This window comes from Mesorhizobium sp. WSM4850 (assembly GCF_055811735.1).
Map to the genome: position 1 here is coordinate 35,569 of NZ_JBVVPV010000018.1, position 12,141 is coordinate 47,709.

Consider the following 12,141-nt stretch of genomic DNA (forward strand, 5'->3'; position numbering starts at 1 on the left):
AGGCTCTGCAAATCCTATCCGAGCTGCCGGATCGCCTCGCCGGCTACCATGGCGACGGAAAGCGCGACGTTGATGCTGCGCGCGCCCGGCTGCATCGGGATGATCAGTCTGGCATCCGCCGCCTCGTGGACAGGATCCGGCACGCCTGCGGATTCGCGGCCGAACAAAAGAATGTCGGCGTCGGCGAAGGCGAAATCCGTATAGGCGGTCGCGGCTCTGGTCGACAGCAGCACCAGCCGCCGCGCTTCGCCCCTGCGCCAGTTCTCGAAGGCTTGCCAGTCGACATGCCGGGTCAGCGCCGCCATTTCGAGATAGTCCATGCCGGCCCGTTTCAGCGCCCGGTCGGAGAGCGGGAAGCCGGCCGGTTCGATGATGTCGACGCCGAGACCGAGGCAAGCCGCGAAGCGCAGGATTGTCCCGGTGTTGCCGGCGATATCCGGTTGGTAGAGCGCGATGCGGAGACGGTTGTTCATTTCCGCATCCTTCTAATAAGTGGCAGATCGGCCACAACAGGTTCGCGGTTTTGGAAATTGCTGGACCGGCGGGTGGTCATTTTCTGCGAAGTCGGTTATACGCCGGGCATTGTCAACCCGAACCGATGGAGGGGTAATTCATGATGATCATGCACATCCAGCGCCCCTCATGTGGGCTTACCAGCCTGCCGGCGGTTTCGGTTCGACGATTCTCCTGACCTTTTAGACCTCGATCGCACCGATTCTTAGCCGAAACCCTTTTTCGGTCTTCGAAGGAATCCTGCGATGTTTTTCAAGCTGTCGAAGGGGCTGACCGCCCCGCCTGAGCACGCCGCTGTTCAACCCCCGCCTTTCGCTGGCCATTCACCTGCGAACAGGCCGGATTTTCTTCCCTATTTTCACATGGAGGACGGACCGATGTTCGATCCCTGCAAAATTCCCGGTTCAAGAAACCTGCACGAGCGCAGGATGGCGACCTGGGCGCTTTTGGTCGGCGAAACCTACTCGTCGGCGGTTCACGCCGAAACCCGCCGGCGCCCGCATCGCGGCATGCTGCCGGACGTCGATTTCTCGCGCGCGGTTCCCGACCGCAGCCGGCCGTCGCTGGTGCGCCGGATCATCAGGCTGATCCGCCCTGGCGCAAAAACCGGCGCGAAACTCCGGGTCGTCGACACAGCGCTGTCAGGATCGTCAAACGAGCCTGTCGGCGAAAAGCCCGCGACATCCTATATTGCGCGAAGCAGGATCGGCGGCCCGGGTGATTCCGGGACGCCGGTCCTTGCTGCCACGCGACCCATGACGCCATGCGCTCCCAGGACGCTACACGCTCCCGCGCGGCGAGAGCGAAAACGAGCATGTGAGTACCAAGACAATGTTCCGCTGGTTTGAAACAAGGCTCGATCCGTTCCCTGCCGAGGAGCCGGTCGAGCCGCCGAAGACGCTGATCGCCTTCTGCGTGCACTATACGCGCGGCGCTTGGCTCTACATCGCAATCGATGCGATGCTGGTGACGGCTATCGCCCTTGCCGAGGTGTGGATGTTCGGCTTCATGGGCCGGATCGTCGACTGGCTGTCGGTGCAGAATCGCGAGACATTCCTGCAGACCGAGGGCTGGACGCTCGCAGGCATGGCTTTCATCGTGGTTTTCGCACTGCCGGCGACGGTCTGGTTCCATGCGCTCCTCAACCAGCAGACGCTGATGGGCAACTATCCGATGCGTATCCGCTGGCAGGTGCATCGCTATCTGCTCAAGCAGTCGATGGCCTTCTACCAGGACGAGTTCGCCGGACGCATCGCGACCAAGCTGATGCAGACGGCGCTCGCCGTGCGCGAATGCGTCATCAAGCTTATCGACGTGCTCAATTATGTCGTGGTCTATTTCCTCGGCATGCTGTTGATTGTCGGCTCGGCCGACTGGCGGCTGGCGGCACCGCTTGCCGTCTGGCTTGCCGGCTATGTCTTGCTGCTGCGCTATTTCATCCCGCGGTTGGGCAAGGTCGGCGAGGAGCAGGCCAACGCGCGCTCGACCATGACCGGCCGCGTCGTCGACAGCTACTCCAACATCCAGACGGTCAAGCTGTTCTCGCATGCGCGGCGCGAGGCGTCCTTCGCCCGGGAAGGCATGGCCGGCTTTCTCGATACGGTCTACCGATCGATGCGGTTGGTGACGCAGCTCTACGGCCTGCTCTACGTCCTCAACTCACTGCTGTTGTTTTCGGTCACTGCGATCTCGCTGTGGCTTTGGCTCGGCCAGGTGGTGACGATCGGCGCCGTCGCCCTGGTCATCGGCCTCGTGCTTCGGCTCTGGGGCATGTCGCAATGGATCATGTGGGAGATGTCCACCCTGTTCGAGAATATCGGCACGGTGCAGGACGGCATCAGCTCGATCTCGCTGCCGCGCGTCGTCGAAGACAGGCCTGGCGCCAAGGACATTGTCGTGACCAAGGGCGAGATCCGTTTCGAAGACATCCGCTTCCACTACGGCAAGCAGAAAGGCATGATCGAACGCCTGTCGCTGACGGTGAAGCCGGGCGAAAAGGTCGGCATCGTTGGCCGCTCGGGCGCCGGCAAGTCGACGCTGGTCAACCTTCTGTTGCGCTTCTACGACCTTGAAAGCGGCAAGATCCTGATCGACGGCCAGGAAATCGCGGCGGTGACGCAGGATTCGCTGCGCGCCCAGATCGCCATGGTCACGCAGGATACCTCGCTGCTGCATCGCTCAGTGCGCGAGAACATCCTTTATGGCCGACCGGACGCCAGCAACGAGATGCTGGTCGAGGCAGCACGCCGCGCCAAGGAGCTTGATTTCATAGCAAGGCTTTCGGACGCCAGTGGCCGCACCGGTTTCGATGCGCATGTCGGCGATCGTGGCGTCAAATTGTCAGGCGGCCAGCGGCAACGCATCGCGATTGCCCGTGTCATGCTGAAGGACGCACCGATCCTCATCCTCGACGAGGCGACGTCTGCGCTCGATTCAGAGGCCGAGGCGGCGATCCAGGAGAACCTTTACAAGCTCATGCAAGGCAAGACCGTCATCGCCATCGCGCACAGGCTCTCGACCATCGCGGCGATGGACCGGCTCGTCGTCATGGACAAGGGCCGCGTCATCGAGGAGGGTTCGCATGAGCAACTCGTCGCCAGCGGCGGGCTCTATGCGCAGCTTTGGCAGCGTCAGTCGGGCGGCTTCCTGCTCGACGAGGGTGCGGCCGCCAACGATGCCATTGTGAAGGGTCAAGCAGCGGAATGATGGGCCGCAGAATGATGGCACCAGAATGATGATTGCCGTCTATCGCTGGTTCGAGAACTGGGTCTATCCGTTCAGGGAGCCCGCGAGCCTTCGGCCACCGGTCAGCGTCAGCGGTTTCCTCTGGCACTATGTCGGCCAGGCGAAGGTCGCCTTCTTCGCCATGCTTGTCATCGGCGGCATTGCGCCGCTGGTCGAGGCTGGGCTGTTCTACTTCGTCGGCAGGCTGGTCGACATTCTCGACCAGCTCCCTGGCGAGCGCAGCTGGGACGCGCTGTGGACTGCCGCCGGTCCCGAACTTGTCTTCATGGCCGCCGTGGTGCTGGTCGTCCGCACCATCGTCGTAGGCCTGGCGGCGCTGGTCGACGAGCAGACGATCACCCCCGGCTTCTACAATCTGGTGCGCTGGCAGGCGCACCGCCATGTCTCGCGCCAGTCCTACAACTTCTTCCAGAACGATTTCGCCGGCCGCATCGCAACAAAAGTCTGGCAGGCCGGGCAGGCGACCGGCGATTTGATGCAAAGCTTCATCGAGGTCGTCTGGTTCATGGTCGTCTATACGGTGACGACGCTGGTGCTGGTCGCCGGCCTCGACTTGCGGCTGGCGGCGCTGGTGGTGATCTGGATCACCGCCTTCGGCTGGCTGGCCAGGCGCTATCTGCCGGCGATCCGCAAGCATGCCGAACGAACCGCAGAGGCCGGTTCGATGATCACCGGCCGCTTTGTCGATTCCTACTCGAACGTGCAGACGCTGAAGCTGTTCTCCGCCGATGGCGACGACCGATACATCAGGAGCGGCTTCAACATCTATCTCGATGCGCTGCGCCCGTTCACCCGCAGGCTGACCGGCGTGCGCATGGCGCTGACGACGCTGTCGGGGATCATGATCACCGCGATCGCCTGTTTTGCCGTCTATCTCTGGATCGAAGGCTCGATCACCGTCGGCGCCGTCGCCTTCACGCTGTCCCTGGTGTTGCGGCTCAACATGCTGCTCGGCCGGCTGATGATGCAGCTCAACAGCATCCTGCGGAATCTCGGCGTGCTGGAAAACTCGAAGGCGCTGATCTCGCAGCCGCTCGGCCTGACCGATGCGCCCGACGCCAGGGAGCTTGTCGTGACCGGCGGCCGGATCGAAGTGAACAACGTCGAGTTCCACTACGGCAAGGGGTTTGGCGTGCTCAACGGCATCGACCTTGTCGTGCGGCCGGGCGAGAAGGTCGGACTGGTCGGGCCGTCCGGCGCCGGCAAGACGACGCTGGCCAATCTGATCCTGCGCCTCTACGAGCTCGAGGGCGGCAAGATCACCATCGACGGCCAGGACGTCTCGAAGGTGACGCAGAATTCGCTGCGTGCCAACATCGGCGTCGTCAGCCAGGATACCGCGCTTTTCCACCGTTCCTTGCGCGACAACATCAAGCTTGGCATGCCGGAAGCAACCGACGCCGAGGTGATCGCGGCCGCGAAGAAGGCCGAGGCGCACGACTTCATCCTCGACTTGCGCGACAATCGCGATCGCCAGAGCTATGAGGCCTTTGTCGGCGAGCGCGGCGTGAAATTGTCGGGCGGCCAGCGCCAGCGCGTGGCGATCGCCCGCGTCTTCCTCAAGGACGCGCCGATCCTGATACTCGACGAGGCAACGTCGGCGCTTGATTCCGACATCGAGGCGGCCATCCAGGAAAATCTGGCGAGGCTGATGGAGAACAAGACGGTCATCGCAATCGCGCACCGGCTGTCGACCATCGCGGCACTCGATCGCCTGGTGGTGCTCGACGGCGGCCGCATCGTCGAACAAGGCACGCATGACGAACTGGTCGCTATCGACGGGCTTTATGCGCGGCTGTGGAAGCGGCAGTCCGGCGGCTTCCTGTTCAACGAGGAGAGCGTGCTGGAGGAGACGCGGCCGGCGGAGTAGGGCCAGATTTCAGCAAAAAACGGAGTGAATCATGTCGGTGAGAATGCCATCGAATTTCGGACGGTCGGGAGCGCGGGAGAGCGCGCTCGACCTGCTCGGCCATGAAATCCTCGGCGAAAAGGCGGCGGCGCTCGGCCGCGCCGGCCGGCGGGTGGATGAAACGCTGGCGAGGTTGCGTGAACATGGCGAGGATGGCGAACGTCGTGCTCGCCTGCTCAGGGACGCGGCGGAGGCGGTCCATGGCTATTTCATCCAGCGTGAATTGTGCGGCTTGCGCAAGCACGACGCAGTGATCCGGGAATACAACATCCCCAAGGCCGTGCTGGCCAGGCTTGGCGCGAAATAGACAATAGTGTTGAAATCTGACGCTTGGTACCGAAGACGAAATAAATACCGATTTCGACCCGTTCCAGTCGTCCAGATTCGCTCGCGCTACGGAATAAGTTGACCCGAAGCCGCCCTTCATCAGCCCATTTCGCTGCCTGATAGCTGACATTTTTGGCAACCAGCACTGATGGCTCGGAAGCCTGCTGGCGGGGTTGAAGCCATGGACCAGCCAGCGCTCGTTCTAAGACAAACAGTATTTCGCTGATCGTATCCATGGCCCCCCTTGCTCAAAGAAATCCGTGACAATCCCGTTCTCTGGTTGTTGGCCTTTGCGCCTGCGGTGTTCGTCGCCCAAGCACTCGAGCCCGAAGCACACACGCTGCTTTTTGTGCTTTCCGTGCTGGCGATCGTGCCGCTGGCCGCGCTGCTGAGCTACGCCACCGAGTCGATGGCGACCAAAACGGGCGATACGGGTGGGCGGCCTTCTCAATGCGACGCTGGGCAACCTCACCGAACTGATCATCTACTCACTGGGTCTGGTATTCTCGCTTAAAACGCATCGGGAGTTTTTCGGCGGCGGGGATCCCCATCCGGACGCAGGCGAATCGATGTTGCCGGCGCCCGTAGCTCTGGGGACGGCGGCCTGTCTGACCGTCAAAGGTTCGGAGCGGCTTGAGACAATTTGCCGGTCTCGGGAACAAATTTGGATTCTTTCAGTTAATGACGACGTTTCGCATCCGGCAAACATTGCCACCAGCGAGGGACGCGATCATGAGGTTCCTGTCAGGCATAGCGACCTCCCTGGTCGCCACTTTTGCACTTACAAGCACTGTTCCAGTTGATGCCGCACCGATCTTCGTGCCCAGGGCACAAAGCGCGCAGTCCGATGTCATCCAAATTCGAGATGGCTGGTACAGGGGTTATCGCGGCTATCGCCACTATCGTCCGGGATACCATAGGCACAACGACTTTTGGTTTCCCGCCGGCGCATTTGTCGCTGGAGCGCTGCTCGGCAGCATGATCGCCAACAACAACGGCTACTACGGCGGGTATTACCGAAGCGGCTTCTACGGCGATCCTTATTACGGCAGACCTTATTATGGCAGACCTTATTATGGCGGAGCCTATTATGGCGGATCCTATTATGGCGAACCGTATTACCGCGACCGGTATTACCGCAACCGGTATTATGGCGACCGGTATTATGGCAATGGGTATCACTCAAACAGGTCCTATCGCCCATGCTCGCCCCGGGAAGCCGATTCCGGTAATTGCTACTAGCGCGACCTGTCGCGACACATTCTACCGCCTATCGCGAATTTGACCTTGATGTGCCCACATGGCATCATGGAATGGTAGCTGGACTGCGAAGACAAGACTCCTTGCCGCGGCGGCCGATCCCTTCAACGTGCGGCTGGCAGCCTGCCTCAGTCGACTACCCTGCTGATTTACGTCTTGCGGTTGGGTGGGCATGAATTGAGCCCAACGAACGAGATTGGCAAGACGTCGATCTGCCTCTGTGTTCTATTCTCGAACGGTTTCGAGTGGAGGAGAAAATGGCCAACATCAAAGACACAGCTTTAGACATAAATGCGGCGCCGCCGAGCGCTGAGCAACTGCGAATGGCTCTCCTAGAGGAGCAGATGGCGGAGGCAGACAAGCAGGAAAAGCTGCGGGCGAAAAAAAATCAGGAGCTCACGAAGTTCACAGAAAGTTTCCTCAAGGACCAGGTGAACGAGAATGAAATCGCGATGGTCCGCCGCCTGGTGATGAACGCTGTCAAGAACGGCAAGTACGAAGCACTAGTATATAGTTTTCCGTCGGCCCTTTGCACTGACAGCGGCCGAGCCATCAACAGCGCTGATCCGCAATGGCCCGAAACGCTCCAGGGCAAGGCCAAGCAGTTCTATGAGCGCTACCAGAAGAATGCGAAGCCGCAGGGTTACAAGCTTAAGGCCATGATTATTAACTTCCCCGGCGGAATCCCTGGCGACGTCGGCTTCTTCTTAAATTGGGAGCACGAAACCAAATAGGAACCGGTAATGGTTCTGAACTGCGTGTATAGCTGGGTCAAAGCACGTTCGGCACCACGTTGCGCGGAGTTGCATCGTCCACGAAGTTGTCGGGCCGCTTCTGGCGTTTGCTGAAGTTAGGTTTTTCGAACTCGACGCGCTCATAGGGGATGGAGCTCAGAATGTGCGAAATGCAGTTGATGCGCGCGCGCTTCTTGTCGTTTGACGGCACAATCCACCAGGGCGCATGCCTTGTGTCTGTTGCACGGATCATCTCGTCGTAAGCGCGGGTGTAATCCCACCAGCGGTTGTACGATTCGACATCCATCGGGCTCAGTTTCCACTGTCGAAGGGGGTCGTCGGCCCGCTGTCGGAAACGCCGCTCCTGTTCTTCCTCACTCACATCGAGGAAGTATTTGAGCAGCGTTATGCCGCTTTCGACCAGGGCGGTTTCAAACGTCGGTGCCTGTTCGAGAAAGCGCCGCGCCTGCTTGTCGCTGCAGAAACCCATGACGCGTTCGACGCCAGGACGGTTGTACCAGGAGCGGTCGAATATCACGATTTCGCCTCCGGCGGGCAGGTGCTGGATGTAGCGCTGCATGTAGATCTGGGTCTTCTCTCGATCGGTCGGAGCCGGCAGGGCGACGACGCGGAACACTCGTGGGCTGACCCGCTCGGTCAGGCGCTTGATCACGCCGCCTTTCCCGGCGGCGTCACGGCCCTCGAAAATGATCGCGATGCGGGCACCAGACTTCTTCACCCAGGCCTGAAGGTGGGCAAGCTCGACATGCAACCGGGCGAGTTCCTTCGCATATTTTTTTCCTCCCGATTTCGCTTCCTCCGCCGGTTCGGATATCGTAGCCGCCGCCCTGTCTCTATTCTTCTTACTCATGTCTTCCTCCACTCCACTGGCACGCAGCCATTAAAATGACAGTTGGGTGACAGCAGGACAGTCCCTGAACTGTCACGCTTGGGCCTCGAACGCATGATACGCCTCTTCGAGAATGTCGAAGACCATGTCGGAGCCAATGCGCTCGATCACGCCGGCGCGAACAAGGATATCGCGCGCTTCGGCGTGAAGCTCGGCTACGCCAAGCCTGATCCCGCGATTGCGCAATTCGTCACATAGCTCCTCCAGCATCGCCGCTGCCGAGCTGTCGATCTGGGAAATTGCACTTGCATCAATCAGCAGCCAGCGTGTGTCGGCCGGCAATTCCTCGGCAATGGACCGCAGCCGCGATGCGACGTAGTCGGTGTTGAAGAACAGCAGGCTGCCTTGAATGAGGCATACGGCGAGGCCGGGTACCTGACGGGCCTCGGGCGTTCGATGCAGTTTGTAGAAACCGTCATGGCCTGGAACACGGCCGAGCATAGCGTCGCGGGGAAACATCAGCTTGCGCAAAACATAGACCAGCGTCGCGCCGATCGCGATGACAACCCCGTTAAGGACGCCCAGACCGATCGGACCCCACATCGCAATGAGGGCGAAGACGAACTCCATGCGGCTGATGCGCCAAATCTGCCTAAGGGCGGCGAGATCTATCAGGCTGATTGCAGTAGCCGCAAGAATCGCCCCGAGCGCAGGGATCGGGATAATCCTTAGGGTCGGACCGAGAAACAGCAGTGTCGCGATCAGGGTCGCGGCAGCCACGATGCTCGTCACCTGCGAGCGTCCGCCAACGGTAAGGTTGACCGCCGTGCGCGAGTCGGAGGCCGTCACCGGGAAGGCGCCGAAAAGGCCCGCCCCTATGTTCGCAGCGCCAAATCCGATGAGTTCGCGGTTTGGATCGACCGGGTAGCCGCCTATTGCCCCAAAGCTGCGGGCCGTAATGATGCCGGCGCCGTAGCTCACGAGGAAGATCGCCGCGGCGCCGAGGGCCAATGTCTGGATCGGAAGGTCAGCGATCGCTGGCAACGACAACGAGGGCAACCCTGTCGGAATATCGCCGACTATGGCGATGCCGCGTCCTTCAAAGTCGAAAACGGCCGAAAGCACTACGGAGAGGACCACGACCAGCACTGGCCCGGGAACCGGAAAACGCATGGCCCGCGCGATCTGCAACAAACCGAACATCCCCAAGGCCAGCAGAAGAGACGGCCAATGTATCGATCCGGCCTTGCGCAGAAGTTCGAGGACTGGTGCGAGCAGGCCTTCCGCCTCGATCTTGACTCCGGTGAAGCGACCGATTTGGCCGATCAGGATCGAAAGCGAGATGCCGATGAAGAACCCCGTCAGGATGGGACGCGACAGGAAGGTTGCAAGAACGCCGAGCCGAAGCACCCACGCCGCCAGGCAAAACAAACCGACGCCAAGCGCGAGGATTGCTGCGATCGCAGTTCGGTCCACTTCGAGCCCGATTGGCACGGTCGCGGTAACCGCGACCAAAACCGCCGCAAGCACCGTCATCGTAGCCGCGTCCGGACCGACTATGAGCTGACGCGAGGGGCCAAAGATCGCGTAGGCAACCAGCGGCGCGATGCTCGCGTAGATGCCGGTCTCAGGCGGCAGGCCCGCTATCGCAGGATAGGCGATAGCACTGGGAAGCCCAACCGCGGCAACTGCAAGCCCGGCAGAGACATCGCTCCGCACCCAGCCCGGTTGATAACCGGAAAGGCTCGTAAGCACGGGAAGGCGCAAGCCCACCGGGTTGAATCCTTAGCTGGCATAACTATTTTATAGCTTAAGCTACTCTATAATCTTGCACCGGGCCTGACAACACTACAACACTCGGCCATGAGCGAGATCGAGCTAAAATTTCTCCTCGACGAACTGACGTCGAGCCAACTGGGCGTGCGCGCGAAGGCGTTGAAGCTGGTTACTGGCCGCCCGAAAACCAGGACGCTCAAAAGCATCTATCTCGACACCCCTGATCATGCGCTGAAGAAGGCAGGAATTGCGCTCAGACTCCGGCGCGACGGGCGGCGTTGGATACAGACCGTTAAGACCAAGCCAGAGCTGCATGGCGGTCTGTCGCAGGTTGGCGAGGTGGAGAACCCGGCTCCGGGCGGGCGGCTGTGTCTCGAAGCGATTCCGGACGCAGCGGTCCGAGAGGAGGTCGTTCGCCGCGTGAACGGCGCGCCGCTTGAGTTCGTCTGCGAGACCGTGATCAGGCGTTCCGCCAGCGAGTTGTCCCTTGAGGACGGCACGCGTGCGGAACTGGCAATAGACATCGGCGAAATCCACGCCGGGGGGCGCTCGGCCGAGTTGCGTGAACTCGAGATCGAAATCATCGAGGGCAGCCCCGGCGGATTGTTCGACATTGCACATCTACTGTTTCCTGAGGGGGGCCTGAGGTTCTCCCGCCTTTCCAAGGCGGCGCGCGGCTATCTGCTCGCGGAACAGGGATGGATCGACCCGCCGCTCGCGCCCCGCAATGCCGAGGACGTTGCACTCGATCGGGCTCAGATCGCCGAGCAGGCGGCACGCGACGTCCTTCGCGAGTGCCTCGATCAGGTCGCCACGAATGTCGTGGTGATCCGGGAGCTGGACGATCCCGAAGGGCCGCACCAGTTGCGGATCGGCCTGCGCCGATTGCGAAGCGCGTTCTCTGTCTGCGCTTCCGTTCTGAAGAGCCCGGAAATGACGCGGCTCAGCATGGAAGCCCGCTGGTTTGGCCAGGAGGTCGGGCGTCTCAGGGATATCGATATGGTGGCGAACAATATCGTACGGCGGGAGGCCGAGGCCCACGCGGATGAACCGGGTCTGCCGCCGCTTGCCGATGCTCTCTCGAAGCAGGCGGGGGGACTGCGCGATCACCTTCGCAAGGTTCTCCCCGACGCGCGCGTGCAGGCGTTCCTGATCGACCTGGCGCGTTTCGTGGAGGCGCGCGGCTGGCTCGTTCCTCAAGATTTTGGCCAGACCGAGCGGCTTGCAGCGCCGGTCGTCGAGTTGGCTGGCATGGCACTCAGCAAGCGCTGGAAGAAAGTTAGCAAGCACGCACGTGGACTGGAGACTCTCGATGTGGAGCAGCGCCACGAGTTGCGCAAGCAACTAAAGAAGCTGCGCTATGCGGTTGAGTTCTTCTCTCCCTTGTACCCGGCGAAACGTGCTGAACCGTTCCTGAAGCAATTGAAGAAACTTCAGGCGGTCTTCGGCGACCTGAACGACGCGGCGGTCGCCAGAGCCATGTTGACGGGAGCGGAAGCGCCCGGCGCCGGCGATCCGGCCGCGCAACGCGCCATCGGATGGGTGATCGGAGCGAGTCAGGCGCGCGCCGAATTTGGCTGGGCTGGCGCAAAAACCTTGTGGGGAAGCCTCGACGAGACCCGCCCCTTCTGGAAGTGACCGGCCCCGCTGCATGGAGATCGCTGGCCCGGCTTTGGCCTCCGGAAGACGCGGCGATTGTATACTTGACAGACCAAACTTTGGTTGATGGCGTTTCCCCGCAATCCTGCTAATATGCTTGGCGTCGCCAAGTGGAGTTTTGCTGTGGAAGCGGGCGAGATGCAGGCTATTGCCGACACCCTGATGCGGGTCGTGACGCCAGACATGACGCCCAAGCAATTGACCAAGGCGGCAATGAAAGCGCATCCGAACGCGTCAAAGAAGGATATCGCCTGCGCGGCGTTCTTCTCGATTATTGCAACCGCCGATCAGGACCACGGCAAGGTCAAGAACCTGCAGGCGTTCGCAATAGCCGAGCGCGTAGCCGGCGGCTCTTGATCGGGAGCATG

Annotated in this window: 11 protein-coding genes and 1 pseudogene; 9 read left to right on the forward strand and 3 right to left on the reverse strand. The window is 61.1% G+C overall.

The window, feature by feature from the left end:
- Nucleotides 1–14 precede the first annotated feature (14 nt).
- Nucleotides 15–473, reverse strand: a complete 459-nt coding sequence (locus tag AC0L2Z_RS18340) for a tRNA (cytidine(34)-2'-O)-methyltransferase (RefSeq protein WP_128169704.1) — start codon at nt 471–473, stop codon at nt 15–17.
- 417 nt (nt 474–890) lie between these two features.
- Here AC0L2Z_RS18340 and AC0L2Z_RS18345 point away from each other — a divergent pair, with 417 nt between their 5' ends.
- From AC0L2Z_RS18345 to AC0L2Z_RS18375, 7 genes and pseudogenes are all read left to right on the forward strand, one after another.
- Nucleotides 891–1,361, forward strand: a complete 471-nt coding sequence (locus tag AC0L2Z_RS18345) for a hypothetical protein (RefSeq protein ID WP_287120850.1) — start codon at nt 891–893, stop codon at nt 1,359–1,361.
- Nucleotides 1,345–3,219 (forward strand): ABC transporter ATP-binding protein, encoded by a 1,875-nt coding sequence (locus tag AC0L2Z_RS18350; protein ID WP_473628978.1) that lies wholly within the window; start codon nt 1,345–1,347, stop codon nt 3,217–3,219. Before AC0L2Z_RS18345 ends, AC0L2Z_RS18350 begins: the two co-directional genes overlap by 17 nt.
- A 25-nt stretch (nt 3,220–3,244) precedes the next feature.
- Nucleotides 3,245–5,128 carry an ABC transporter ATP-binding protein gene (locus tag AC0L2Z_RS18355; RefSeq protein WP_128174435.1) on the forward strand — a complete coding sequence of 628 codons (1,884 nt, stop codon included), beginning with the start codon at nt 3,245–3,247 and terminating at the stop codon, nt 5,126–5,128.
- A 31-nt stretch (nt 5,129–5,159) separates the two neighbouring features.
- Entirely contained in the window at nt 5,160–5,474 is a 315-nt protein-coding gene (locus AC0L2Z_RS18360; RefSeq protein ID WP_128174437.1) for a DUF6665 family protein, read from the forward strand.
- 264 nt (nt 5,475–5,738) lie between these two features.
- Nucleotides 5,739–5,979, forward strand: a pseudogene (locus AC0L2Z_RS18365) (calcium/proton exchanger); the annotation flags it as partial.
- Between the two features lie 247 nt (nt 5,980–6,226).
- A complete protein-coding gene (locus tag AC0L2Z_RS18370) occupies nt 6,227–6,736 on the forward strand; it encodes a BA14K family protein (protein WP_128178091.1) in 510 nt (169 codons plus the stop codon).
- Between the two features lie 275 nt (nt 6,737–7,011).
- Complete coding sequence (locus AC0L2Z_RS18375) at nt 7,012–7,488, forward strand: histidine kinase (protein ID WP_473628954.1); 477 nt, start codon at nt 7,012–7,014, stop codon at nt 7,486–7,488.
- 37 nt (nt 7,489–7,525) lie between these two features.
- Here the strand turns inward: AC0L2Z_RS18375 and ppk2 are convergent, their stop codons facing one another.
- Together ppk2 and AC0L2Z_RS18385 are read right to left on the reverse strand one after the other, a co-directional pair.
- The gene (ppk2, locus tag AC0L2Z_RS18380; protein WP_128178101.1) at nt 7,526–8,359 is read right to left on the reverse strand and encodes a polyphosphate kinase 2; all 834 of its coding nucleotides are present in this window, start codon (nt 8,357–8,359) and stop codon (nt 7,526–7,528) included.
- A gap of 72 nt (nt 8,360–8,431) precedes the next feature.
- Nucleotides 8,432–10,111: a SulP family inorganic anion transporter gene (locus AC0L2Z_RS18385; protein WP_473535087.1), complete on the reverse strand. Its 1,680-nt coding sequence runs from the start codon at nt 10,109–10,111 to the stop codon at nt 8,432–8,434.
- Nucleotides 10,112–10,201: 90 nt separating this feature from the next.
- On the opposite strand from AC0L2Z_RS18385, the gene AC0L2Z_RS18390 reads away from it, so the two are divergent.
- A complete protein-coding gene (locus AC0L2Z_RS18390) occupies nt 10,202–11,752 on the forward strand; it encodes a CYTH and CHAD domain-containing protein (protein ID WP_473628955.1) in 1,551 nt (516 codons plus the stop codon).
- Between the two features lie 87 nt (nt 11,753–11,839).
- Nucleotides 11,840–12,130 (forward strand): hypothetical protein, encoded by a 291-nt coding sequence (locus AC0L2Z_RS18395; protein ID WP_287375384.1) that lies wholly within the window; start codon nt 11,840–11,842, stop codon nt 12,128–12,130.
- Nucleotides 12,131–12,141 lie beyond the last annotated feature (11 nt).